The sequence below is a fragment of the Peribacillus sp. FSL K6-5616 genome (assembly GCF_038008245.1).
GTDB classification, from domain to species: Bacteria; Bacillota; Bacilli; order Bacillales; family DSM-1321; genus Peribacillus; species Peribacillus frigoritolerans.
This window is the reverse complement of record NZ_JBBOYT010000001.1, coordinates 782,095-807,511: the sequence shown is the minus strand read 5'-3', so window position 1 is coordinate 807,511 and position 25,417 is coordinate 782,095. Positions and strand designations below refer to the sequence as shown.

Genomic DNA, 25,417 nt, shown 5'->3' with positions numbered 1-25,417 from the left:
TATATACAATAGCATAATTATTCATTTTATTCTATAAAAATTCAATAAATTTAGACAGTTTGTTTTATTGCCAATACTTTTTTAATTTTATTTATCGCCGTATCGATCTCCGATTCGGAAACAGTCAGTGATGGAAGTAAACGAAGTACTTTAGGACCTGCACTCAATACAAGTAAGCCCTCTTCTTGCAATTCCATTAAAAACACTTGAACATCTTGTTTACATTCAATTCCGACCATCATTCCCAGACCGCGAATCTCTTTCACTTCTTCGATGCCATTCAATGCTTTTGCCAATTCGCTCTCAAGGTATTCCGCCTTTTTAACGGTTTCTTTTAAAAACCCTGATTGAAAAGTTTCCTTTAATACAGCTTCGGCTGCTGAGACACTAACTGGATTCCCTCCAAAAGTGGATCCATGACTTCCAGGGTCAAAGAATACAGACAACTCTTCCTTCCCAATCATCGCCCCGATTGGCAGGCCATTTCCCAACCCCTTTGCCGAAGTGATGATGTCCGGCAGGATATTGAAATGCTGGAATGCAAATGGCTTTCCTGTACGTCCTATCCCAGTCTGAATTTCATCTATGATAAGGAGAGCTCCGTGTTCTTGGCATTTAGTTTGAATCGCGTCCAGATATGATTGCTGTACAACATGGATGCCGCCTTCACCTTGCACGATTTCAATCATTACAGCTGCCGTATTTTCATCGATGGCTGCTTTCATGGCATCATGATCATTAAATGGAACATATTCGAACGAAGCTAGCATCGGTCCGAAACCAGTCTTGATTTTTTCCTGTCCCGTTGCCGCCATCGTTGCAAAAGTACGGCCGTGGAAAGACTGCTGACAAGTGACAATTTTGCTTTTCCCGGTAGCTTTACGTGCTAGTTTGATGGCTGCCTCATTCGCCTCGGCACCGCTGTTGGCAAAGAACACCTGACTTAAACCTGAGGCATCAGCCAGCATTTTTGCTGTCCGTTCCTGTATGGAACTTTGAAACATGTTCGATACATGCCAATATTTATTAAGTTGTTCCGTCACGGCCATTTTTACCTTCTCATGACAATGTCCAAGATTCAAAACTCCGATTCCGGATGTGAAATCCAGATACTCTTTACCTGTTTCACTCGTAATCTTCAATCCTGACGCTTTTCTTGGCTCAATGTCCCACCTAGCGTATGTAGGAAATAAAGAACTCATTGAAATACCCCTTCTTCCTGAAGAAATTTTGTACCGATGAATTGTCCGCCTTGATAAAAATGATCTTTCCCACTAACGATCATCACTTCTTCAATCCCTTTATTCAGCACCGACAAGGCTGTATTGACTTTCGGGATCATTCCGCCATGTATACTTCCATCCATGATCAAATTCTTCGTTTCCGTTTCATTCAATTTCTCAATGATCTGCCCATTCTTCAAGACCCCCTGAACATCGGTCACAAATAAACACATATCAGCCGATAGTGCCTTAGCTACAGACCCGGCAGCCATATCGGCATTCACATTTAATTTATTGCCTTCTTCGGTAGATGAAATGGGCGTCAATACCGGACAATAGCCTTTTTCGAATAAAAGCCCGAATAATTCCGTATTGACTTGTTGTATTTCACCAACAGCCCCAAGTTTCTGTTCATCGATATAATCACCTGTGAGAATTCCGCCGTCCGAGCCATTTAAACCGACTGCCTTGATGCCATGGGCTTCCAATTTATGAACGAGGCTGCGGTTCGATTTGCCTGCCAGCATTAGTTCCACAATTTCCAGCACTTCTGTGGTCGTTTTTCTTAACCCATCTTCAAATACTGGTTCAATTTCAAATTTTTCAAGCATTGAATTTATATCAGGGCCGCCCCCATGCACAAAGACAATATGGTATCCCCGGTTTTGTAACTCTTTAATACTATTGAAAAACGACTCCGATAACTCATTGATGATGCTGCCGCCGCACTTTATGACTAATATGTTCATACTTTTCACCTCTTACGAACGATAGCTTCCGTTTATTTTCACATAATCATAGGTTAAATCGCAGCCCCATGCCGTGCCTGATTCATTACCATCTTTCAAATAAACATGAATGATGATACTTTCATTTTCCAAGTATGCTTTGGCTTCTTCCTCAGAAAACATAATCGGCTCACCGTCTTTAAGTACGACGATTTCACCAAAAACGATCGTTGTTTGATCCGGATTGAATCCCACTCCGCTTCTTCCCATTGCAGCTATGATTCGTCCCCAGTTTGCATCCGCTCCAAAAGCTGCCGTTTTCACAAGATTTGAACCGACGATCGTCTTCGCCATCATCTGTGAATCTTGTTTCGTATGCATGCCATGAACATTCACTTCTATCAGTTTAGTCGCACCTTCTCCATCTTTCGCAATTTGTTTGGCGAGGTTTTCGGAAGTTTGTTTTAATAATTCCAGGAAAATGGACCATTCTGGATGGTCAGGTGTCAAAGGTTCATTGTTCGCTTCTCCATTCGCGAGCACCAACACCATGTCGTTCGTTGAACAGTCGCCATCAACCGTGATTTGATTGAATGTATCATTGGTAATCGAGGATAATGCTTGCTGTAAATCATGCGGTTCAATGACGGCATCCGTCGTAATGAAACCTAGCATTGTGGCCATGTTTGGATGAATCATTCCCGAACCCTTTGCAGCACCGCCCATTTTCACGGTTTTACCGTCGATGATTGTTTCATAACCACAACTCTTCGTTACAATATCCGTTGTTAAAATGGCGGTACCGAAAGCTTCAGCAGCTTCAGGTGTATTTTCTGGCTGTAATGCCTCTATGCCGTTTCTTACTTTTTCCATTTCCATGAATTCCCCTATGACTCCCGTTGAAGCCACTGCAAATGAATGGTCCTCCAAACCGAACTTTTGAGCCGCAAGCTTCCTCATTTCATTTGCATCTTTTAAACCTTGTTCACCTGTACAAGCATTCGCACAAGCACTATTCACTACAATGCCGTGAAGTTTTCCAGTAACGGCAATACTGTCTTTCGTTACATTGATTGGAGCGGCTTGAACGACATTTTGTGTATAAACGGCCGCGGCTGAGGCTGGGACATCGGTAAAAATGATGCCAACGTCCTTTTTAGAATAGCGTAATCCTGCATGGACACCCGACGCTTTGAACCCTTGGGGCATTAAAATGTTTCCTTCTTGAATTTGTTTGATTTCTTCAACTGACTGTAGTGTATTCATTGGTTCCCTCCATAGTTTACGGATATAGCGGACTGTTCCATAGTCCAGCCGTTTCTTCTAGTCCCATTAATATATTTGCATTTTGAATGGCCTGCCCTGCGGCACCCTTCACTAAATTATCAATAACCGAAACCACCGTTACCTTACCTGTTCTTTCATCATAATCGACGCCAATGTCGCAAAAGTTCGATCCGTATACCTGTTTCGTGGATGGATAGCGATCAAGGGGCTGTACCCGGACAAATGGGTGGTTCTCGTAAACCGTTTCGTACAAATCCTTTAATTCAACATTTGAGGTTTCCCGATTTACCTTTATATACATCGTTGCCATAATCCCTCTTGTCATTGGAACAAGATGGGTATTGAAGGTAATGGGCTGTAAACCTGATGACCATCGCCCAAGCTGTTGCTCGATTTCCGGTATGTGCTGATGTTGATTCACCTTATATATCTTAAAGTTCTCATTCATTTCACTAAAATGGGTGACTGCAGAAGGTGATTTACCCGCCCCTGAAACCCCGGATTTTGCATCGATGATCACATCGGCATCCGCTCCGGCCAACCCTTCAGTGAATAAAGGGGCAAGACCTAATAGTGATGCGGTTGGGTAGCACCCAGGATTTGCAATGATCGTCGCTTTTTTTATAGCTTCGGCATTCCATTCAGCCAATCCGTATACGGCTTCTTCAATAATATGCTGAGGCGCTGCCGGCTTTTTATACCAGTTTTCGTATTCACCTGGAGTTTGAAGCCTAAGATCTCCTGATAGATCGATCACTTTAATATCGAGATCAGAAAATTCCGAAATCAATTGCGATGAAACGCCCGAAGGAGTTGCAAGAAATACAATATCGGATTTTTTTGCAATCGCTTCCGGGTCGATTTCTTCTAATGTATCTTTCATATGCATTAAATGTGCATTTTCTTCATATAAACTTCGACCAAATTGGGATGAAGTATGCAATGATTTTATTTTAAATTGCGGATGATTATTCAAAAACCTTATTAGTTCCATTCCTCCATAACCCGTTGCACCTACTATTGATACGTTCATAAAACCATCTCCTATAATTTCAGGTCCCTGTCAATCTTTGATTCTATTATTATAAGACTGAATAAAAATAAAATCAAATGTATTTTTATAAAATTATAAACATAAATTTCAAATGAAATATTATCCAACAAAATTCCTAGAATTATCCAAAGCTGTTGACTACTAGGGTTTTTTCCGTTTAAATCAAAGGTAGTAATTGAGTAATGACGGTTTCTGAAAGGTGGTCATATGCATGAATGAATTATCGTTATCCAATCGGATGCAAGCAATTTTAGATAATAAACAACAAATTAAACATATGGAAAAAGGGCGCTACCTTTTTCATGAGAGCACCCCAGCAAGTGATTTGTATTACATTATAAATGGGAAAGTAGAAGTGAGTAAGGTTGTTCCCGACGGTCGGGAATTAACTATACGCATTAGTTCGGAGAATGATTTGGTTGGGGAGACAGTCTTATTTTCTCAAAATCCTAAATATATGATGAATGCAAAAATGATGGAAGATGGTACTGTCGCGGTTATTTCCAAAGAAGCATTAGAAGAAAAAATCGCCTCCGATAGCCATCTCGCAGTCGAGATGATGACATGGTTATCCGCTCAAAACCGTAAAAATCAGGCTAAATTCCGCGATATGCTCCTGCACGGTAAGAAAGGTGCATTTTACTCCACCCTCATCCGTTTATCAAATAGCTATGGCACTGAAGCGGAAGACGGCAAAGTTATCAATCTTCCATTTACAAACCAAGAACTCGCCAATTTTTGCGGCACATCCCGCGAAGTAGTCAATCGAATGCTCGCTCAATTAAGGAAAAACAATGTCATCTCCATTAAAAAGGGCCGCATTACGATTCTTGACTTTGACTATTTGAAACAGGAAATCGACTGTGAAAACTGTCCAATAGAAATCTGTACAATCGATTGAATCCTTTCCCATAAAAAGCAGCAATACATAAAGCCTTAATGATCTTAATAATGAATGGAATTTATTTCAGTCTAATCCATCCCTAGGACCATTGAATTATTTTCATTACCTTGTATCCTAAATAAAAATGCATAAAAAAACGCCATTGACCGGCATCATGTCCTGACAACTATACAAAAAAGGGATGGCATAGCTGCCATCCCTTAATTTTTCATTCAAACGGATTATCCGCCAATGAATGACATTTCGATTTTTTCCTGTTTCTTCACCGTTCCCGCTGCCCGCTCATCCGAATAGCGGTCGTCCCTGCGGTTCCAAAGTGAAATGATGAACCCTGTCAATTCTTCATCGGTCATGTCGGAACGGAGCAATGACTTCAAGTCATGTCCCTTTCCATTAAACAGGCATGTATATAAACTTCCATTAGCAGAAAGACGTGCACGTGTACAAGTTGAACAAAAAGACTCGGAAACCGAGGTAATGAAGCCTACTTCTGCAGTAGTGCCCTTATAGCGGAAGCGTTTTGCGACCTCTCCAAAATAATCTTCTTCAACTGGTTCGAGGTCGAATTCGGTTTGGAGCATTGCAAGCAGTTCTTTTTTCGTAATGACATTCTTTAACTGCCAGCCATTTGTATGTCCGACATCCATGAATTCTATATAGCGTAATTGAAGGCCCTCATCTTTACAAAATCGGGCCATCGGCAGGATTTGAGATTCATTGGTTTCTTTTTTGACTACCATATTCACTTTAACGCCAAGCCCTGCTTCTTTAGCAGCAGCGATGCCTTCAATAACGGGCTTTATGCCGATATCCCTGCCGTTCATCTTCTTGAAAAGATCGTCATCGAGGCTGTCCAAGCTGATATTCACCCTCTGCAAACCAGCTTCCTTCAAATTTACGGCATGTTTTTTCAAGAAGACCCCATTCGTGGTCAGTCCAATATCTTCAATACCTTCAATTTTAACGAGATTTGAAATCAAAGTGGTAAGATCTCTTCGGAGTAATGGTTCCCCGCCAGTCAACCTTAGTTTTTTTACCCCTAAGCCTGCGAAGATTTTAGAAAGCCTTACAATTTCCTCATAAGATAATAGCTCACTTTTAGGCAGGAACTGAAAATTCTCGTGAAAAATTTCAGCAGGCATGCAATACTGGCAGCGAAAGTTACAGCGATCTATGACTGAAATCCTTAAATCCCTTAGTGGCCTGTCCAATGAATCTTTAATTTGACTGTTCAATTAACCACTCCTAGCCGAAAGTATTAGAAAAAAACCAGACCATAAAAAGTGGCTCCTTGAATGGGTTCACTTTTTTTGACTGGCTTTTCATTTCTATTACAGAGTTATTATTTGATACCTAATGCAATTTTAGCATATCTGGACATTTTGTCTTTCGTCCATGGCGGACTCCAGACTATCTTCACGTCCGTTTCCTTGACCTCGGGGATATCTTCCAGAACCAATTTAACTTGATCGACAATCGTCCCAGCCATCGGACAGCCCATTGCTGTCAATGTCATCGTAACGGTGGTCAGACCTTCCTCATCCATATCCACATCATATACCAAGCCTAAATTAACGATATCTATACCAAGCTCAGGGTCAATGACCTGCTCCAAAGCTCCAAGAATAATGTCTTTTGTATCTTGATCCACTTCAATCACTCCTTTTATGGAAAATCTCTAGTTTGTCGCTTTCATCATTATGTCCGTATAAGCATCATAACAGATTTTGAGTGAGTACTTAAGCATTTTGCACAGCAGACAGTAAATGTTTCGCGAACCAGTCCGCTGTCTTAAGCACTCCTTCTCTGCTGACCTTATGCCCAGCCTTAGGGTCAAGGATAAAATCAATTTTTTCATCTGCCTTGTCATACCCTGCTTTGACCCCTTCATAAAAACGGTATGCATGCTGATAAGGTACAACCGGATCTTTGGCACCATGCCAAAAAAGAAGCGGTCGGTCGCAAAGCTTATCCTGATTAAGACTCAAATCAAATGGCTTAAGCTGTTCAATCACCTTCGCAACTTCCTCATCGGTAGCTGGGAAATCAACTTTCCTTTTCTTAATCTCCTCCATTTGGAGCTCTGCATACGCGACATATGATGGGTTCCCCATTAAACTGACCCCGGCGGAAATCCATTCATAAGCAGCAAGGGCCCCATTAGTAACTATTCCCCCCATTGAAGTACCTGCCACGCCAATTCTGTCGGGATCAATCAATTTTCGGGATAATAAATCATCCTTCAGCAAAGATAAATCCTGGATTGTTTGTAAAACCATTTCCCAAAAACGGGGCATCATTTGAGAATCACTTAAACCGGCTTCCCTTTCCCCATGATGAATCACATCGGGTAGAAGCACACGAAACCCCTTTTCAGCCAATAAATAAGCATAGTGCAGATTATGTTCTTTTGCACTTTGAAAACCATGTATAAAAATAATAAGCGGCAATTCCTGATTGAAAGTGGCTTGTTCCCCTAAGTGCAAGACAGGAATTTGCCCAATTCGTTCTTTTTCAATTATTATCAAGTTAACCCCTCCGAATAATTTGTTCCGGTCTTTTCAATCCATTACCAAAATGGAATTCATTACCTTTAAATCTGAGCTTCGCTTTAATTATCATAATCCTGGATATAGTAATATCATACAGGAATGCATAAAGAATGAAAAAGATTTACATTTACTTTAAAATAGGCTTAACAATATTTGCATATAATGAAATCAAAAAGAACAGAAGGTGTGTACATGACTGAGAAACATTTAATCGTATTGGATCTTGATGGTACTTTACTTACAGATAACAAAACAATTTCTTCAAGGACTAAAAAAACACTCCTAAAACTTAAAGAAGATGGACACGAGGTTATGATCGCCACCGGGCGCCCCTTTCGCTCAAGTGAACTTTATTACCGGGAACTGGGGCTGACTACACCAATCGTTAATTTCAATGGCGCTTTCGTCCATCACCCATTACATACAAGCTGGGGGGTATACCACTCTCCACTGGATATAAATGTTGCGAAAGAAATTGTCGAAGCGTGTGATGATTTTACATATCATAACATCATCGCTGAAGTCCGGGATGAAGTTTATGTCCATTATCATGATGAAAAGTTGATGAACATGTTCAATCTAGGAAATCCGATCATGAAGACAGGTGATTTACGCAATTACCTTCAGGATTCCCCAACTTCGATGCTGATTCACACAGATAGTGAATTCGTAGGGCAGATTCGCCAGCATCTATCCGATGTCCATGCAGAATTGGTCGATCACCGCCGCTGGGCAGAGCCTTTTCATATCATCGAAATAATAAAAAGCGGGTTAAGTAAAGCCGTAGGGCTAAAACGCGTATCCAACTATCTGGAAATTCCTCAAAACAGGATAATCGCTTTCGGTGATGAAGATAATGATTTGGAAATGCTCGAATATGCGGGAACCGGGGTGGCCATGGGAAATGCGATCTCACCAGTAAAAACGGTAGCAAATACGACGACATTGACGAATGAAGAAGATGGTATAGCCGTCTTCCTCGAAGAAAAATTCAATATGAAAGCCTAATCCGTCATTTTTTACCTTCATAATATTCAACTTTCAAGCCAAACTAATATGGACAACAGATCTATTCCGTTGTCGACAACGCTCAGAATCGGAGGAGATAAGAATGGGTAAAAGCAGTAAATCTAAACGATTTGTACAGCAGGGCAAAGAAAGTGTTGCCAGGCATGCCGAAAAAATCCCTTATCACACTACGTTTGAAGAGGCAGAAAAAGACAGGTTAAGAATTATGTCTGAACAAAGCTATGGTGGCTTCTAATGGGAAACAAATTATTCCAAAAGGCTAGGGAATTTGTTGAAGAAGCTCTCCACTCTGAGCATGACGGTGACCAGCATAAGACAGAGGAAATCGCTAAAAACGCTCTTTCATCAGCCTTTGCCAATACGAACGAGGCTGAAAAAGAACAATTGCGAGAACTCCAGCAAGAGCTGGAAAATCACTCTAAATAATGTGAAAGCCTCCAGGGATTCCTGGAGGCTTTCGCTTTGTTTTTCATCTTGTAATAGAAGTGCAATGGCCTTGATTTTTATTAATATCATTCCCTGCGGAAAGTCCCAACAATTCCTGACGTTTCTATGATGTTTGTGAATGCGTGTGGATCCACTTCCTTGATGATCTTTTCAAGGTCATACAGTTCATACCTTGTAATGACAATCAATAACATTTCCTTAGTTTCGTTAGTGAATGCACCTTTTGCGGGAACCCTTGTAATTCCGCGAACTAATTTAGCATGGATTGCCTGTTTAAGCTCTTCGCTTTTCTTTGTAATGATCATGGCCGTAAGCTTTTCATGACGTGTATGTATCGCGTCCACGACACGGGTCGATGTATAAAGGGTAACAAGTGTATACAAAGCTTTTTCCGGTCCATAAACAGCACCTGCCGTTACAATGATCACGCCATTCAGCAGAAATAAATAAGTCCCTACAGGTTTATCCTTCTTCCGTGAAAGAAGCATGGCGATAATATCCATTCCGCCAGTCGATGCTCCGTATTTCAAGGTGATCCCCACACCAACTGCAGCTATGACTCCGCCAAATACCGCATTCAATAATATGTCAGGTGACCAGCGTGTAATCGGGATGATTTCCATAAAAAAGGACATCAAGGCAACGCTGAGGAAACTATAAAAAGTGAAAGACTTTCCTACCTTTCGCCAAGCAATGATCGTTACTGGAATGTTCAATAAAAGCAAGAGAATACCTGTCGATACATTAAAAGGAGCAAAAGATCCAATCATCCTCGATAGAAGCTGGGCCACTCCGGTAAATCCGCTTGCATATACGTTTGCCGGTATTAGAAAAAAGTTCATTGCGATGGCATTAAGCAATGCCCCGACCACAACTATGATAATTTTCTTCATTTCACCACTGTACATCCTAAAAACCTCCATTTCACCCTTATTCTATTATCTTTTTACCCTTAATTATTTATTCTATTTACGTAGAGATTGAATTTTTACCGTTACGTGCTACACTAAAAAGTAGAGTGACCACTCATTTTCTAAAAATTGTAAAAAGAAAGCAGGTGTATTATGGCTATCACAATTCTTGCAGATAGTGCATGTGATTTGCCGTTGTCTTTCTATAAGGAAAACAATGTTTCATTAATCCCTTTACAAGTCCATCTTGACGGGGAAACTTATGAAGATTTACTTACCATTAATTCTCACGAAGTCTATCAGGCGATGCTTGAAGGAAAAGCCCCGAAAACATCGCAAGCTTCTCCAGAATACTTTATAGAACTTTTCACACAGTTTGCCAAGGAGAAAAAACAAGGGATATATATAGCCTTTTCCTCTGAGTTATCAGGAACATATCAAACGGCAGTCATGATTCTTAATCAGGTGAAGGAAGAGTACCCTGACGTTGACATTGATATCGTCAATACAAAATGCGCTTCCATGGGCGTCGGTTTAATTGTAAAGAAAGCAGCCGATCTTTCAGCAAACGGTGCCACTAAAGAAGAAATCCTGGCTGCCATAGAATTCCAAACCCGGCATATGGAGCATCTATTCACTGTAGACAACCTTGAATATCTGGCCCGTGGCGGCCGCATCTCCAAGACATCTGCCCTTGTTGGCGGTTTATTAAACATTAAACCGTTATTGCATGTTGAAGATGGGAAGCTTGTTCCGCTTGAAAAGATACGCGGCAAAAAGAAATTGATCAAACGTGTAATCGAATTAATGCACGAAAGAGGCAAAAACTTAACTACCCAAACGATTGCCATCAGTCATGGGGACGATGAAGCAACGGCCCTGGAATGGAAGGAAGCCATCCAAAATGAATTCGGGACAACCGACTTCATGATCCATACAATTGGCTCCGTCATCGGTGCGCATGCCGGCCCTGGCACAATTGCCCTCTTCTTCTTAAACGATACCCCTGAGAAATCATAAACATACATACTCCCTTCCATAATTGTGAACAATATATATTGATTAGATAATGGAAGGGAGTTTTCACTATGTCCAAAACAACCGATGACAATAAAAGGCCAAAAGATAACCAAGCGAGAAATGCTGAAAAAAATATCGCATATCAGGAAAACCTTGCTGCAGGTAAGCACTCCTATTCGAAGAAAACGGACCATAAATGAAGCGTGGGGCTTGTCCCCCCGCTTTTTTAATATCGTTTATATAGTTGTCTTCCTATCATACTTTCTCTATAATAAAGGAAATAAACCCTGCTGGAGGTAAGTGATGGCAAAGGAAAATTCATTTGATATTGTTTCGAAAGTAGACTTTTCAGAGGTAACGAATGCAGTTACCATGGCAATGAAGGAAATACAGACACGCTATGATTTTAAAGGGAGCATAAGCAGCATCACCATTGATAAAGAAGACTTGGTTTTAGTATCCGACGATGAATATAAGCTCGAACAGCTGAAGGATGTTCTCATCAGTAAACTCATAAAACGTGACGTACCCGTCAAGAACCTGGATTATGGCAAATTGGAAGGAGCTTCTGGCGGGACCGTTCGCCAACGGGCCAAGTTAATTCAAGGCATCGATAAGGAGCAAGCAAAAAAGATCAATACCATCATTAAAAATAGCGGCCTTAAAGTGAAAAGCCAGATCCAGGATGATCAAATCCGGGTTACCGGTAAGAACCGGGATGATTTACAAGGAATCATTTCCGCGATTCGGGGCGCTGATCTGTCCATTGATGTACAATTCTTAAATTACCGCTAAGTATGAAGACCTCACCTGCTTTGGGTGGGTCTTTTTTCATTTGTTTCAACTGCCTCCGTCAGCGCTCATCCTCCCTTTTCTTATGAATCGCCTTCATGGAACATGGAAAGACTAGTCATGTTCCCTTCAGTTAAAACATAAACCAAAACTTTTATGGGTATTTTTTCCATGTTTTCTTTTTCCTAAAAGAAGGAATAGAAAAAGCGTAGATAATTAAATGGGAGGCGTTTATATCTTGACTACTCAAAACCAAAATCAGAACAAACAAGGATTTCCACCTCAACATCAGCAGCATCAACCTGGATTGGAAACAAAAATGGAACCTAATCCTGATTCAGTTAAAGCTGCCTACAAAGGAAGCGGCAAATTAAAAGGTAAAACGGCAATCATAACGGGAGGAGACAGCGGAATCGGAAAATCAGTTGCCATTTACTACGCTAAAGAAGGAGCGAATGTGACAGTTGCATACCTGGATGAACACGAGGATGCCAAAGCGACAAAAGAATTGATCGAAAAAGAAGGCCAGAAATGTTTACTCATTTCCGGTGATATCGGTGATGAAGCATTCTGCCAGGAAGTCGTCAAAAAAACGGTTGATGAATTTGGCGGTTTGGACATTCTAGTCAACAACGCCGGGGAACAGCATGTGCAGACAAGTATCCTGGACATTTCAGCTGAACAATTGGAAAAAACGTTCCGCACGAATATTTTCTCGATGTTCCACTTAACTAAAGCTGCATTGAAGCACCTTAAAAAAGGAAGCAGCATCATTAATACAACCTCTATCACAGCCTATCAGGGCAACCCAAAACTAATCGATTACTCTTCAACTAAAGGTGCAATACTTGCATTTACAAGAGCCCTGTCGAACTCCATTTCAAAAGATGGCATCCGAGTTAATGGTGTTGCGCCTGGACCGATCTGGACACCGTTGATTCCTGCCTCATTCGGCGAGGAGGATGTTGCCAAATTCGGACAGGATACTCCAATGGGCCGTGCAGGTCAGCCTGAGGAATTGGCACCAGCCTATGTATATTTGGCAAGTGATGATTCATCCTATGTCAGCGGACAAGTCATCCATGTAAACGGCGGGACCGTTGTTAACGGATAAGGCCTCACCTTTTTTCCAAAAGCAGTGGATTTCATAAATTGAAATCCACTGCTTTTATTATTTCAGGCAGGATATTTCCGGTTAACGCGGAATATATGACTGGGAAGGAGTGGAGTAATTTTTGAAAAATATTGTAGATCCATGGTTCACCGTTCAGGGATTGGACTCAAAAACGTTTGCAATCAGTGAATATGGTCATTGGGAGAAAGTTCATTCCTTTTTATTACTTGGTGAGACCCGGGCTGCGTTAATCGACACAGGATTAGGCATCGATTCGATTAAGCGGATTACAGACCAGCTTACCGATCTTCCGATCATCGTCCTGACCACACACGTTCATGCGGATCATATTGGCGGTCACGTTGATTATGAAACGATTTATGTTCATGGTGATGATGCCAATTGGCTGATTAACGGCATTGAAGGTTTGCCCTTGGAACAAATAAGAAAGAACATGGCCCGGGATATCACATTACCCATACCCGATTCATTCAATCCTGATACATACAAGCCATACCAGGGGTACCCCGATAGGCTCTTATCGGATGGGGACACGATTGATCTCGGGAACCGAAGTTTAAGCATTTATCATACACCTGGTCATTCGCCTGGCCACATTTCAATTTTGGATGATAAAACAGGTTATTTATTTACTGGCGACCTGCTTTATTCAGATACTCCCGTTTATGCATTTTATCCCTCGACAAGCCCTGAAGACCTTGTTAATTCGTTAGAAAAAATCGCAAAGATCAAGGCAGTCTCCAAAATCTATGGCGGACACAACCAACTAGGCCTCGAACCAAAGATCCTTGAAGAAGTCCTTGCAGCCATTCAATATCTTAAAGAGAATCATTTGGTCAGACACGGAACGGGTATACATGCATTCAAAAGTTTCAGCGTACATTTCTAGATAAAAAAAGGCATTGCTTTTACGCAATGCCTTCTCGTTCAATAAGTCATGGCCATTGCACCTTGCTTGATCGATCTGCAGGAATGCCTTTCCACGAAATGATGTGGAATGATGGTCCCGGCAGGAGCATCTCCAGTCTGCAGCATATGAATGATGCCCTTAGCGGCCTGATATCCCAAATCAAAAATATTAATATCTACGGAGGTCAGGGCTGGTAATGACAGTTCAGAGAAAAGAACGTTATTGAAGCTGACGATTGACATTTCTTCAGGAGTGCGCACGCCCATTTCGCGAAGTGAATGCACGATGCCAAGTGCCATGAGATCATCACTGACCACCAAAGCGGTAGGTGGTTCATCGATGGATAGTAACCTTTTTGCAGCGGCTTGTCCCCCTTCATGCAAAAAATCTTCATGCAGGGTATATTCCATCCTTCGATCGATTCCAGCCCTCTCCAATGCCCGTTCATATCCTGATAAGCGATCAATGGTCATCATAAGGGATTCATCACCTCCGATGAATCCAACCCTTTCATGTCCTAGCTTTATGAGGTAATCCGTTGCCTGTTCGGCAGCCAAGACATTATCGTTATCAACATATGTTATCTCCTCGATGTAATCATAGGGTTTCCCAATGATCACAAATGGAAAATCCCTTTCCCTCAAATAGGTCAGAATGTGATCGTTCATCCTTGAATACATCAGGATTATTCCATCCACCATCCCCCCCTGCACCATATTCACTACTCCTTCGTAGATTTCATCTTCTGTTTTTCCCGTGCTTAACAACAGGGAATAATGGTTTTCCTGAGCTCCCTCACTTAGACCCTGGAGGATCGTAGGAAAAAAGGGATTTTGATAATAATCATTTGACGAACTTGGCATTACCAAGCCAATGATCCTGGTCGATTGATTGGCAAGACTACGTGCAATGAAGTTTGGATGGTATCCTAATTTAGTCATCGCCTTACGTACCCGTACCTTTGTTTTTTCACTTATCCGAGGATTGTTTGCAATCACTCGAGAAACTGTTGAAGGAGCAACATTCGCTAGCTGTGCCACATCTTTTATTGTGATGGCCATGCATTTCCCCTCTCCTTTCTTAGCCTTTATTGACTTCATTTTAAAAAAGGTGAATACCAATAAACACTTCTCTAATATTCATTTTATATTTATACATTTTGCATGTATTCATAATACACTCAGTTCAATAGTTATATCCATACTTTTTTTAATGTTTATTTAATTTTTCAGAAAATACTTACTTTTCCGTTTTTTTCATCTAAGATTAAAATTCAAAAAGAAGCTGATGGATAATCAGCTTCTTGAAAAACGACAGGTCTATTGGAAATTAAGAAGTCAGACGACTAACTACATAGGTTTTAGGCTAATTTCCAATCAAGTCCATAGAATCAATAACGATAAATCCTCGTTTCATATGGACGTAAATCAATAATGGGCACCTCAGGACAATCCTCATAATTAGCAAGCAAAAGTTCCATTCCCCCCCAATAAGAAAGGTCGATTTGATGGTGATTCATACTAAAGTTACATACCACCATAACTGAATTATCATTCATGTTTCTTGTATAAATATAAAGTTCAGGATGATCTTCCCATAATAACTCATATTCCCCATAAACAAGGACCTGATGTTTTTTTCGAAGTTCAATCATCTTTTTATAAAAATGATAAATGGATGACGGGTCATTTTTCTGCTGTTCTACATTAATGGCGCGATAATTTGGATTAACCCTCATCCAAGGGGTTCCATGAGTGAATCCGCCATTTTCAAGATCATTCCATTGCATCGGTGTTCGTGAATTATCACGGCCGCTATGCCATATAATGTTCATGATCTCATCATGAGGTCGACCTTTCGAGGTCTCTATCCTATAAAAGTTTTTCATTCCGACATCATCATAATCATCAATCGAATCAAATTGGACATTTGTCATGCCAATTTCCTGACCTTGATAAATAAAAGGTGTCCCTTGCATGAAAAAGTAAAGGGCCCCTATCATTTTTGCGCTTTCCAACCAATATTGATGATCATTTCCCCAGGTGGATACACTTCTCGGCTGGTCATGATTTTCAAAAAACAAAGCATTCCATCCTTTGTTTTTCAGCCCCTTTTGCCATTTGGTCATCGTTCGCTTTAGCCCTTGAACATCAACAGCGTGATTCTGTCCCCTATTCCAAAGACCAAGATGTTCAAATTGAAAGATCATATTGAACTTCCCATTCGATTCCCCGACCCATTCTTCCGCCTGCTCTATCCTGACGCCATTGGCCTCACCGACCGTCATGATATCATACTTAGAGAAAGTCTCTTCTTTCAACTCCTGAAGGTAATCCAGAATCCCGTCCTGATTGGTATGCATTTCAAACGCAGGTACATACTGATGCCAATAAGGATTGGGCATATCCGGAAGGCCTTCGCGCTTATGAATATGCGTGATCGCATCAATCCGGAAGCCATCGATTCCCTTATCGAGCCACCAATTGACCATTTCATATAATGCCTTTCGCACATCAGTGTTTTTCCAGTTTAAGTCTGGCTGCTTTTCGGCAAATAGATGTAAATAGTATTGATTGGTCCTTTCATCGAATTTCCAGGCACTTCCGGAAAAGATGCTTTCCCAATTATTAGGCTCACGGCCGTCCTGCCCATCCCTCCAAATATACCAATCCCGTTTCGGATTATCGCGGGAAGAACGTGACTCGACGAACCAAGGGTGCTCATCACTTGTATGATTCAAAACAAGGTCGAGTATCACCTTCATCCCACGCCCGTGAACATCTTTCAATAACAGATCAATATCTTCGATTGAACCGAATTCATCGGAAACTGCTTGATAATCACTAATATCATAGCCATTATCCGCATTGGGCGATTTATAAAAAGGACAAATCCAAATGACATCTATCCCTAATTCCTGCAGATAGTCGAGCTTTGAAATCAAACCTTTTATGTCTCCGACTCCATCACCATTACTATCCATGAAACTGCGCGGGTAAATTTGATAGCAAACCGCTTCTTTCCACCAGGTCTTATTCATGCTGTAACCTCCCGATCCTGTTTTCCACAAAGCCTTAGGGACAATGTTTGGCGGCTACCGACAATCGAGAGGTATATGATTATTTTGGTTGATTCCGTTTTGAACGTTTAATAACCAAAGCAATGAATATACCAAAAATGAGAAGAACCAATCCTATGACTAACAGGTAAGGAATATTAATAATCGACTTAGGTGACAGCGTATAGACTTCTGTCGTCTCCCTGTCGATTACGATAGAGTAGCTGTTGTCCTTACTGCGGACCAGATCCCCATTCAGCATACCTCTCAACTCTTTATTGCTTTCAAGTTCCTTATCAGTAAGGTTTATCGTTTGAGTTTCAGTCGTATTGTTCATGGCGACGACAATCGTTTCTTCACCATATACACGCTTGAATACCGAAGCTCCACCTTCTTCATATAAAAGCTCCATATCCCCTTTTTTCAATGCCGGGTACATGTCTCTGAGGTCAGAAAGCTTTGTTATATATTCCACCAATTCCTGTTCTGTCTTAAAATTCATCAACTTATGATTATCCGGGGCAATATCGCCGTTCAAGGCAATTTCCGATCCATAAAATACGATTGGCACCCCTGGCATCGTATATAGATACGACAGGGCCATTCTCCATCTGGAACCTGGATTTTCGTTATGGTCGGCTGCATCCTTTGTAAACCGGGGCATTCCCTCTGTATCCATGAACAAAGCCTGATCGGCATTGCCCCCTAATTCATCTTCGCTTTTCGCAAACGCATTAAAAACAGGTTTCAATTCCTTATCGGGCGCAGCAAATGCTTCACGTAGCTCAGCATTCTGCGGATAAGCCATAAAAGCATCGATACCCGTCTCCTTGTAGCTTGAGATCAATTTCGCATCACCTTGAACATCGCCGATTGTATAGAAATTTGATTTTTCAGATTTGACTTCATCCACAAATTCCTTCCAAAAATCTTTTGCTACGTATTGGACTTTATTTATACGGTATCCATCAATATCGGTTTCCGTTATCCACCATTTGGCAGCATCAAGTAAATATTTCCTTGTTTCCTCATTATCTTGATTCAAATCGGGAAGACCATCAACCCACCCTGTTTCCAAATCCGTTTGGCTACCATCCTTGGAAATCTTTTTTTCTTCATGGAACCATTCTTGTTTTTTTGGATCGTTCAGCCACGCGGAGTCAGGGCCCACATTATTTGCTTGAAAATCAATGATCACCTTCATATCGCGTTTATGTGCCTCATTCACGAGTTTTTTAAACTCTTCCATTGTCCCATAGTGTTTATCCGTTTTATAAAAATCGGCCACCCAATCGCCATGATAGCCATTTGCATCATTAGCGAAAATCGGTGAAAGGATGATAGCGGTATAACCCATATCTTTTAAATAATTCAGTTTCTTCGTGACACCTTCGAAATCCCCACCATTAAACGTGGAAGGGTCATTCACGTTCGCATCTCCATTATTTTGGGTATCCCCATCGAAAAATCTGTCGACCAATAATGAATATACGATTTCATCCTTCCAAGTTCGTTGTTCTTTTTCAGCTGCTCCTACTGGAATGGCGTAAAAAAGAAGCAACGGAATTAAAGCGAGTGATAACACTCTTTTTCTCATATCCGTTCTCCTCCTAGCTATCTCTTTACGCCTTTAAGATTAGCCTTTTGACCCCTTAACGTCAAATCCAATTTATAAAAAACTTTACACTTAAGGGACAAACTGGGGATACTGGTTATGGTTACTGAATTGGAAAAGAGCCAAACACGGTTAACGCTCTTTTTTTATCTTCTTGACCGCTTTATCCAAAGCCCTTTTTGGTTTTGCTTTTTGAGTGGTCATTTCATCCATGGCTGAATTCATCGGTCCCCATACTTTATTCATTTCCGGAATATTCGGCACTGGTTCAGCGTATTGTAATTGTATGCTTAAGGCTTGTGCCCTTTCATTTTCTTTGATTGCGGCACTGTGTTTAATTGATTTATTAGGTGGAAATTCCCCTGTTAAATCAAAACGCTTCATTGCATTATCATCATTAGTCAAATATTCAACTAACTTCGTAGACCAATAAGGGTGTTTTGTGAATGCTGTTACATGCCAGCCTTTGATTTCCATGAACGTTTTCATTGGCTGACCATTGGGCAATTCTGGCATGGGGGCAATTCCTGTATCCTTTCGCTCGGTAAATGAGTTCCCGTCACTCATGATAGAAGCCAATTTCCCTTGTAAAAACAACTTCTCGATTCCTGCCTTGTCGCCTTTAGGAATCAAACCCGCCCTATACCATTTTTGGATGTACGCTGCCCCTTTTACGGAACCCTTATTATTCAAACCAATGTCGGAAGGGTCTAACTTTCCATTCTTATCTTTAAATATATAACCTCCCATTCCAGCCATTACTCCATACGAATCATGGAAATCATTCCACTTGCCATAGTAACCATGCATGTTACGCTTTCTTAATTCCTTCGCCATTTTATACAGGTCATTCATCGTCTCAGGAGCCTTAGCCATCAATTTTTTATTATAAATGAAGACGGAGGTGGTTACGGACTTTGGCAATCCAAAAACCTTATCTTGATACATCTCCCCCCTAATTGAAGGTTCAATGAAGGCATTCAATACCTCATCTTTCACCTTCACTTCCTGAATTAAGCCTTCCTTCACGATTTGCCCGACTTTTTCATGGGAAAAAGTTACGACATCCGGTGCCTTTCCATTTCCGATTGGCCCATCTCGACGAAGTCGTTCATACATCCCGGTAGCCATTTCAAGCTCTTCATGCTCAACTTTGATTCCATATTCTTTTTCAAAGGCTTCAATCACCGGCTTTAGGGCCTCCGCTTTACCTTCTTCCTCCCAAATGATCAATTTTTCCGGCTTCGCTTCATTGCTGGCTTCGTCTTCTTTTTTCTTATCTTCTTTCACTGCTTTATTTTTATTTTCTAAATCTGAACTGGATCCGCAAGCACTTACACTAACAATCAATAATATGGACATGAACAAATGAAAAATCAGCTTCTTCACTTTCATTCTCCTTTTTGCAATGTTTATTCTATCATGTCCAAAAGCACCAAATAATACTGTTTTTCAGTTCAGTACTTCAAATAAAGCCAATTGATGAAAGCGATGCCAAAGCTATTGTTATCATTATATGAACGGCTTTGATTTTTACAACATTTTCCTTGGCGTATTTATTTCCTTGTAGTGATGAACAATTTTTGTTATTTTTTAGTTAATAAGTGCTTCTTTCAATTGAAATTGGGTATATAACCATAATGAAAAAGCACTTAACCTGGCTTAGTACCACTTCATAGAGACCCTCCTCGTGACAGCCGGAAGTTTCCTTTTTCACAGCCCCAAAACTTATAGAATCGGAGTGGTTTTCATGGAATTTTCATCCATACACCATAGACCTAATGACAATTACGGCTATCCAATCAACACTGAAACCCTACATATCCGCCTACGTACGAAAAAACAAGATATCTCCTCAGTTGGATTGATTTTTGGGGATCCTTACATTTCAAATAATGGTCAATGGCAGTACGAGGAACTTCCCATGAGTCTGTCGGGCAGCGATACCCGTTATGATTATTGGCATATCTATGTGAAGCCTCCCTACCGAAGAATTCGATATGGGTTCAAGGTATCGTCAGAAAATGAATGCTCCATTTACACGGAAAAGGGCTTCTTCAAAGAGCCTCCCCGAGATCCCGGATGCTATTTCGCGATTCCCTATCTCCATCAAAATGAAGTTTTCGGGGCACCGGATTGGGTCAAAGATACAATTTGGTACCAAATTTTCCCTGAACGATTTGCGAACGGAAACCCCGCCAACGACCCCGAAGGTGTGAAACCATGGGGAAGTGAAGAACCGGCGGTGGATAATTTTTTTGGCGGGGACTTCGAAGGAATCCTTGAACATTTGGATTACCTGGAGAATCTCGGCATCAACGGAATTTATTTCACGCCTATCTTCCATGCCTACTCCAATCATAAATACGATACGATTGATTATCGGAGTATCGATCCGCAATTCGGAACGAAGGAAACATTGAAAACACTAATAGCCGAATGCCATAGACGGAATATAAGGGTCATGCTGGATGCTGTTTTTAACCATAGCGGCTACTATTTCCCCCCTTTCCAGGATTTACTCGAAAAAGGGGAGAAATCGAAATATAAGGATTGGTTCCACCCACACAGCTTCCCTCTTAAGGGAGGGGAAAGGCCCAATTATGAAACATTCGGTTTTTTTGAATCGATGCCAAAATTGAATACGGCAAATCCGGAGGTGAAAGAGTATCTGCTCGAAGTCTCGGCCTATTGGATCAAGGAGTTCGATATAGACGCCTGGCGGCTCGATGTGGCAAATGAAGTCGATCAGCCATTCTGGCGTGAATTTCGAACAACGGTGAAAAATATAAAGCCTGACCTTTATATTCTTGGGGAAATTTGGCATGACTCCATGCCATGGCTTCGCGGCGATCAGTTCGATGCCGTCATGAATTACCCTTTCACCAACCAGGTCTTTCGCCTGATCGCCTCACAAACCATCAATGCACGCGAGTTCACTGAAGAAATGACAGCCATCTATCACAGTTATCCAACCAATGTTTTTGACGTGACATTCAACCTTCTTGGAAGCCATGATACACCGCGGATTTTCACGGATTGCGGGGAAGATCTAGCAAGAGCCAAGCTCATTCACGCAATCCTGCTGACATTCAATGGCAGCCCTTGTATTTATTATGGAGATGAAATCGGCTTAACCGGCGGCATGGATCCAGGATGCCGAAAATGCATGGTCTGGGAAGAAGAAAAACAAAACACCGAGCTACTCAATGAAATTAAGGCATTGATCCACTTGCGAAAAGAAGAACGGTTACTTGCCAATGACGGGGAGTTCAAATTCCTTGATACAGCTGGAAACGAAAATATCGTGGCCTACCAAAAGTATAATGAAAAACGTTCTGTCGTGATCCTCATCAATCCGACCGATGTCAAGCAATCCTTTACCCTTCCTGTTGATTTGAAAGGACGTACACTAATGGATTTAAGAACGAAGGAAACCACACAAGTTGGCAAATTTGAATTGGGTGGTTATCAATATAAAATTCTCGCAATCAATCATTGAGGCAAATGAAAACGGGGCGTTGATAAACATCCGCCCCGTTTTTTCACTCGATTATTTGGATATCATATTCTTTGAACCATACATGGGTCTGTGCCAAATGCGCGAGCAATTGTGGCCCTGACATCAATTGGCCGAACCATGGCACTTTAAAAGCCGCACCCTTTGACTCTACTATATCGGTTAGCTTCTGTTTATCGAAAAATTCATGCAGGATCGAATTTTTATCCGTCAGTAAGTCTTTCAACCACGCCTGCACACGGTCTGTATATATAGGGTTATGGGTTTTTGGATATGGACTTTTTTTACGATACAATACTTCATCCGGTAATAGCCCCTCCAAAGCCTTCCTAAGAATACCCTTTTCACGGTTGCCTTCCATTTTCATTTCCCAAGGAATGTTCCATGCATATTCAACAAGGCGATGATCGGCAAATGGCACGCGCACCTCTAGACTTGCCCCCATACTCATTCGGTCCTTCCGGTCAAGGAGCGTCGTCATGAACCATAATAAATTCACATAGAAAAGCTCTCTCCGTTTTGCCGCTATACCGCTTTCCCCTTCCAATTTAGGCGTTTCGGCAAGGGTGGCCAAATAAGCTTCCTGGGCATATTCCTCCAGCTTCAATTTCTCGCGCCATCCCGTTTTCAATAAAGATACCCGCTCATCCGTAGATCTCATCCATGGAAAACCAGCACGATTCAAATCATCCTCACGGTGAAACCAAGGATAACCTCCAAAAATTTCGTCCGCACATTCGCCGGAGAGGCCTACGACAAAATCCCGCTTGATTTCCTTACAAAACCAAAGTAAAGAAGAATCGACATCCGCCATGCCTGGGAGGTCCCTTACAAGGACAGCTTCCGTTAAATAATTTGTCAACTGCTCTTGAGAGATGACCGATGAATGGTGAACCGTGTTAAAACGATCCGACATCTTTTTAATCCAATACCCATCGGAGTTTGGCTGAAAATCATTTGCCTTGAAATAACGCTCATTATCCTCATAATCAATGGAATACGTATGAAGCTGGCCTTTCCCTTCTTTTTGATAGGCATTTGCAGCAATGGCCGTAATTGCGCTTGAGTCAAGCCCTCCTGATAAGAAGGTACAAAGCGGAACATCGGATACAAGTTGCCGCGTTACTGCATCTTCGACAAGGAAGCGAACCTTCTCGGCCGTCTCATCAAGAGTATCCCGATGTTCTTCGCTTTTCACATTCCAATATCTCCAAATCCGGAGGCCTTTCCTTGATAAAGTAAGCGCATGGGCAGGCCTTAATTCCTGGATATTATGAAATACGCCTGAACCTGGCTTCCGGGATGGACCAACACCAAAAACTTCAGACAACCCTTCGCGGTCAATCTCCGTTTTAACATCCGGATGGGCCAGAATCGCCTTCAGCTCCGATCCGAAAATGAACCCGCCGTCCCTTTCCGCATAAAAGAATGGTTTTACCCCCATGCGATCTCTTCCGACGAATAATTTCTGTTCCTTTTCATCCCAAATCGCAAACGCAAAAATCCCATTGAACAAGTCAATGCATTTTTCTTTCCATTCTATATAAGAAGTTAGCAAAACTTCTGTATCAGAATGACCGTTAAAGGAATATCCTTTTAATAATAGCTGTTTACGAATATCCTCGGTGTTATATAGCTCACCATTATAACAAAGCGTATATCTGCCGTTTTCTTGATTTTTCGTCATCGGCTGTTTTCCGCCTTCCGCATCGACAACCGTTAACCGTTTATGACCAAAGGCAACATGGGCTTCGCTCCAAACATTATCTTCGTCAGGCCCCCGCTTTGCCAACGTTTTTGTCATGTTTTCCAGCGTTTTCGTTTTTGTCCGTAAATCTTTTTGAAAATGCACCCAGCCTGTTATCCCACACATTTTACACTTCATCCTTTCTATCCGGACTATCAAAAATATATTGGCTCCCTGTCTTAAAAAGATTTACAGTCCCTAAGTATCGCTCAGCATCATTCCGTAGGGCCACCTGCCAACAACGCCCGGCGTCGTTAATGAATTGTTGAGCAAAGCATCCCGTGTTAAACATAGCCTATGCAAAGACGGAAAGATGGTTATTTGTCCATAATATTTTAAAATATACAGTTATATTTTCATTGGATTTTGACTAAAAAGTAGGTGAGGATTCCACTATTGGAGGTATATGTATGAGTCAGCAACAACGAACTAAGTTAATGAATAGGCAAACAAGAGCTTTTACCGAAGGAACAGTGGAAAATATCAATCAACAATGGATTTTTTTCGATGATGAAACAGATGAGGCCTGCTCCATAGAAGACCACGTTGACAGCATCATCGAAGTGTACAGGGGTGGGCGCTGGCAGCAAGGAGTAATTGAAGAAGAGGGAAAGATCCTGCTTCATCGGGAAATCACCTTCTTAAGGGAAAATGAGCCCATTCGGATACGCAAAAAACTGCTCTACTCTTTTGAACGTTTATTGGAAGAATTGAACGATGATTCCTTTTTCCAATTTGTAACAACATTGAATTCACTTGATTTTTCTATTTATGATTGTATATATAGCTATAACCAGCTCACTTTTTTAAGGGCCGTCCCAAACCAGTCCGGCGTGAATTTCTTCACCTTTGATAACGAGAGTCAAATTTGTCTCGTTCAGCACCATTTTTCATACGGGAAAAAGGATCATGATCGTTTTGAATTCACCCTGAACACCGGAAAAAGGATCGTCATTGAGAAAGTGAATTCACAATAACGGGTAAAAGAAAACGGGTAAATGAGATTTCCTCATTTACCCGTCTTTAATTCTGTATTAAAAAAAGTCCATTCCTTGTGGCAGTGAAAGTCCTAAATAAAGGACGAATACAAGCGCTACGATGAACAATATCCACATGGCACCTGTGCTTTTTCTTTTTTTCGTACGGACCAGCACCATTTCCATCGCCGCAATCACGATGATACCAACAATCATTTTTACTGCATAGGCACCAAAATCAGTGATCAGCATGCCGCCAGTAAGGAAAATCAATAGATAGAACAACCGTGTTATCATATGTAGCATTTTCGCTTTCGGGTTTGCACCTTTAAGCATCGAATATGTGACAAAGAAAAGAATGATTCCGATAACCCAAGCTGTAATATGCATATGTGTCATTTTTTTGCCCCCTCGTTCAGTTTCCATTTCATCATATCATAGGCTTTTACAAAAAAACAAAACTAAGTATCCACCTGAATGGGTAAAACCAACAATTTAATGAACATCA

General features: G+C 41.3%; 25 protein-coding genes. 11 read left to right on the top strand and 14 right to left on the bottom strand.

Features of this window, described 5'->3' with window-relative positions; all coding sequences use genetic code 11:
- Positions 1 to 50: 50 nt before the first annotated feature.
- The 4 genes from MHB45_RS03875 to argC are packed head-to-tail and all read right to left on the bottom strand — an operon-like array spanning position 51 to position 4,271.
- On the bottom strand, positions 51 to 1,202 hold the full coding sequence (locus MHB45_RS03875) for an acetylornithine transaminase (RefSeq protein ID WP_072272569.1): 1,152 nt from the start codon (positions 1,200 to 1,202) through the stop codon (positions 51 to 53).
- The gene (gene argB, locus MHB45_RS03870; protein ID WP_048686895.1) at positions 1,199 to 1,972 is read right to left on the bottom strand and encodes an acetylglutamate kinase; all 774 of its coding nucleotides are present in this window, start codon (positions 1,970 to 1,972) and stop codon (positions 1,199 to 1,201) included. The genes MHB45_RS03875 and argB overlap by 4 nt, the downstream gene beginning before the upstream one ends.
- 12 nt (positions 1,973 to 1,984) lie before the next feature.
- Entirely contained in the window at positions 1,985 to 3,217 is a 1,233-nt protein-coding gene (argJ, locus tag MHB45_RS03865; RefSeq protein WP_048686893.1) for a bifunctional ornithine acetyltransferase/N-acetylglutamate synthase, read from the bottom strand.
- A gap of 16 nt (positions 3,218 to 3,233) precedes the next feature.
- Positions 3,234 to 4,271 (bottom strand): N-acetyl-gamma-glutamyl-phosphate reductase, encoded by a 1,038-nt coding sequence (gene argC, locus MHB45_RS03860; protein ID WP_048686891.1) that lies wholly within the window; start codon positions 4,269 to 4,271, stop codon positions 3,234 to 3,236.
- Positions 4,272 to 4,503: 232 nt separating this feature from the next.
- On the opposite strand from argC, the gene MHB45_RS03855 reads away from it, so the two are divergent.
- Positions 4,504 to 5,193: a Crp/Fnr family transcriptional regulator gene (locus MHB45_RS03855; protein ID WP_034314560.1), complete on the top strand. Its 690-nt coding sequence runs from the start codon at positions 4,504 to 4,506 to the stop codon at positions 5,191 to 5,193.
- A 224-nt stretch (positions 5,194 to 5,417) separates the two neighbouring features.
- Here MHB45_RS03855 and moaA read toward each other — a convergent pair whose 3' ends face one another.
- The 3 genes from moaA to MHB45_RS03840 all read right to left on the bottom strand — a co-directional run bounded on the left by moaA (position 5,418) and on the right by MHB45_RS03840 (position 7,724).
- Positions 5,418 to 6,431 carry a GTP 3',8-cyclase MoaA gene (moaA, locus tag MHB45_RS03850; RefSeq protein ID WP_072272568.1) on the bottom strand — a complete coding sequence of 338 codons (1,014 nt, stop codon included), beginning with the start codon at positions 6,429 to 6,431 and terminating at the stop codon, positions 5,418 to 5,420.
- Between the two features lie 107 nt (positions 6,432 to 6,538).
- Complete coding sequence (locus tag MHB45_RS03845) at positions 6,539 to 6,847, bottom strand: metal-sulfur cluster assembly factor (protein ID WP_034314562.1); 309 nt, start codon at positions 6,845 to 6,847, stop codon at positions 6,539 to 6,541.
- Positions 6,848 to 6,935: 88 nt separating this feature from the next.
- Positions 6,936 to 7,724, bottom strand: a complete 789-nt coding sequence (locus MHB45_RS03840) for an alpha/beta fold hydrolase (protein WP_072272567.1) — start codon at positions 7,722 to 7,724, stop codon at positions 6,936 to 6,938.
- A gap of 216 nt (positions 7,725 to 7,940) precedes the next feature.
- On the opposite strand from MHB45_RS03840, the gene MHB45_RS03835 reads away from it, so the two are divergent.
- The 3 genes from MHB45_RS03835 to MHB45_RS03825 all read left to right on the top strand — a co-directional run bounded on the left by MHB45_RS03835 (position 7,941) and on the right by MHB45_RS03825 (position 9,203).
- Positions 7,941 to 8,756, top strand: a complete 816-nt coding sequence (locus tag MHB45_RS03835) for a Cof-type HAD-IIB family hydrolase (protein WP_048686884.1) — start codon at positions 7,941 to 7,943, stop codon at positions 8,754 to 8,756.
- A 103-nt stretch (positions 8,757 to 8,859) separates the two neighbouring features.
- The gene (locus MHB45_RS03830) at positions 8,860 to 9,012 is read left to right on the top strand and encodes a hypothetical protein (protein ID WP_164468789.1); all 153 of its coding nucleotides are present in this window, start codon (positions 8,860 to 8,862) and stop codon (positions 9,010 to 9,012) included.
- Positions 9,012 to 9,203, top strand: a complete 192-nt coding sequence (locus tag MHB45_RS03825) for a DUF3813 domain-containing protein (RefSeq protein ID WP_034314570.1) — start codon at positions 9,012 to 9,014, stop codon at positions 9,201 to 9,203. Before MHB45_RS03830 ends, MHB45_RS03825 begins: the two co-directional genes overlap by 1 nt.
- Before the next feature lie 86 nt (positions 9,204 to 9,289).
- Here the strand turns inward: MHB45_RS03825 and MHB45_RS03820 are convergent, their stop codons facing one another.
- Complete coding sequence (locus tag MHB45_RS03820; RefSeq protein ID WP_048686881.1) at positions 9,290 to 10,132, bottom strand: YitT family protein; 843 nt, start codon at positions 10,130 to 10,132, stop codon at positions 9,290 to 9,292.
- 156 nt (positions 10,133 to 10,288) lie between these two features.
- On the opposite strand from MHB45_RS03820, the gene MHB45_RS03815 reads away from it, so the two are divergent.
- The 5 genes from MHB45_RS03815 to MHB45_RS03795 all read left to right on the top strand — a co-directional run bounded on the left by MHB45_RS03815 (position 10,289) and on the right by MHB45_RS03795 (position 13,971).
- A complete protein-coding gene (locus MHB45_RS03815; RefSeq protein WP_072272566.1) occupies positions 10,289 to 11,155 on the top strand; it encodes a DegV family protein in 867 nt (288 codons plus the stop codon).
- A gap of 68 nt (positions 11,156 to 11,223) precedes the next feature.
- Positions 11,224 to 11,355: a DUF3941 domain-containing protein gene (locus MHB45_RS03810; RefSeq protein ID WP_072272565.1), complete on the top strand. Its 132-nt coding sequence runs from the start codon at positions 11,224 to 11,226 to the stop codon at positions 11,353 to 11,355.
- Between the two features lie 103 nt (positions 11,356 to 11,458).
- The gene (locus tag MHB45_RS03805; RefSeq protein ID WP_034314577.1) at positions 11,459 to 11,950 is read left to right on the top strand and encodes a YajQ family cyclic di-GMP-binding protein; all 492 of its coding nucleotides are present in this window, start codon (positions 11,459 to 11,461) and stop codon (positions 11,948 to 11,950) included.
- A gap of 235 nt (positions 11,951 to 12,185) precedes the next feature.
- Positions 12,186 to 13,061 (top strand): SDR family oxidoreductase, encoded by an 876-nt coding sequence (locus MHB45_RS03800; protein ID WP_048686877.1) that lies wholly within the window; start codon positions 12,186 to 12,188, stop codon positions 13,059 to 13,061.
- Positions 13,062 to 13,191: 130 nt separating this feature from the next.
- Positions 13,192 to 13,971: an MBL fold metallo-hydrolase gene (locus tag MHB45_RS03795; RefSeq protein WP_081088760.1), complete on the top strand. Its 780-nt coding sequence runs from the start codon at positions 13,192 to 13,194 to the stop codon at positions 13,969 to 13,971.
- Positions 13,972 to 14,009: 38 nt separating this feature from the next.
- Here the strand turns inward: MHB45_RS03795 and MHB45_RS03790 are convergent, their stop codons facing one another.
- The 4 genes from MHB45_RS03790 to MHB45_RS03775 form a co-directional block, all read right to left on the bottom strand.
- Positions 14,010 to 15,053, bottom strand: coding sequence for a LacI family DNA-binding transcriptional regulator (locus MHB45_RS03790; protein ID WP_034314582.1), 1,044 nt, complete (start codon positions 15,051 to 15,053; stop codon positions 14,010 to 14,012).
- 329 nt (positions 15,054 to 15,382) lie between these two features.
- Positions 15,383 to 17,032: a glycoside hydrolase family 13 protein gene (locus MHB45_RS03785; protein ID WP_048686874.1), complete on the bottom strand. Its 1,650-nt coding sequence runs from the start codon at positions 17,030 to 17,032 to the stop codon at positions 15,383 to 15,385.
- Between the two features lie 79 nt (positions 17,033 to 17,111).
- Positions 17,112 to 18,647, bottom strand: coding sequence for an alpha-amylase family glycosyl hydrolase (locus MHB45_RS03780; protein WP_072272563.1), 1,536 nt, complete (start codon positions 18,645 to 18,647; stop codon positions 17,112 to 17,114).
- A 150-nt stretch (positions 18,648 to 18,797) separates the two neighbouring features.
- Entirely contained in the window at positions 18,798 to 20,060 is a 1,263-nt protein-coding gene (locus MHB45_RS03775; RefSeq protein ID WP_207117668.1) for an extracellular solute-binding protein, read from the bottom strand.
- Positions 20,061 to 20,415: 355 nt separating this feature from the next.
- On the opposite strand from MHB45_RS03775, the gene MHB45_RS03770 reads away from it, so the two are divergent.
- A complete protein-coding gene (locus MHB45_RS03770; RefSeq protein ID WP_072272562.1) occupies positions 20,416 to 22,167 on the top strand; it encodes a glycoside hydrolase family 13 protein in 1,752 nt (583 codons plus the stop codon).
- A gap of 43 nt (positions 22,168 to 22,210) precedes the next feature.
- On the opposite strand, the gene asnB is transcribed toward MHB45_RS03770, so the two are convergent.
- Positions 22,211 to 24,058 (bottom strand): asparagine synthase (glutamine-hydrolyzing), encoded by a 1,848-nt coding sequence (asnB, locus tag MHB45_RS03765; protein ID WP_048686867.1) that lies wholly within the window; start codon positions 24,056 to 24,058, stop codon positions 22,211 to 22,213.
- 284 nt (positions 24,059 to 24,342) lie between these two features.
- Between asnB and MHB45_RS03760 the strand changes: the two genes are divergently transcribed.
- Entirely contained in the window at positions 24,343 to 24,909 is a 567-nt protein-coding gene (locus MHB45_RS03760; RefSeq protein WP_020018810.1) for a DUF2777 domain-containing protein, read from the top strand.
- A gap of 57 nt (positions 24,910 to 24,966) precedes the next feature.
- Here the strand turns inward: MHB45_RS03760 and MHB45_RS03755 are convergent, their stop codons facing one another.
- Positions 24,967 to 25,308, bottom strand: a complete 342-nt coding sequence (locus MHB45_RS03755) for a YisL family protein (protein WP_048686864.1) — start codon at positions 25,306 to 25,308, stop codon at positions 24,967 to 24,969.
- Positions 25,309 to 25,417 lie beyond the last annotated feature (109 nt).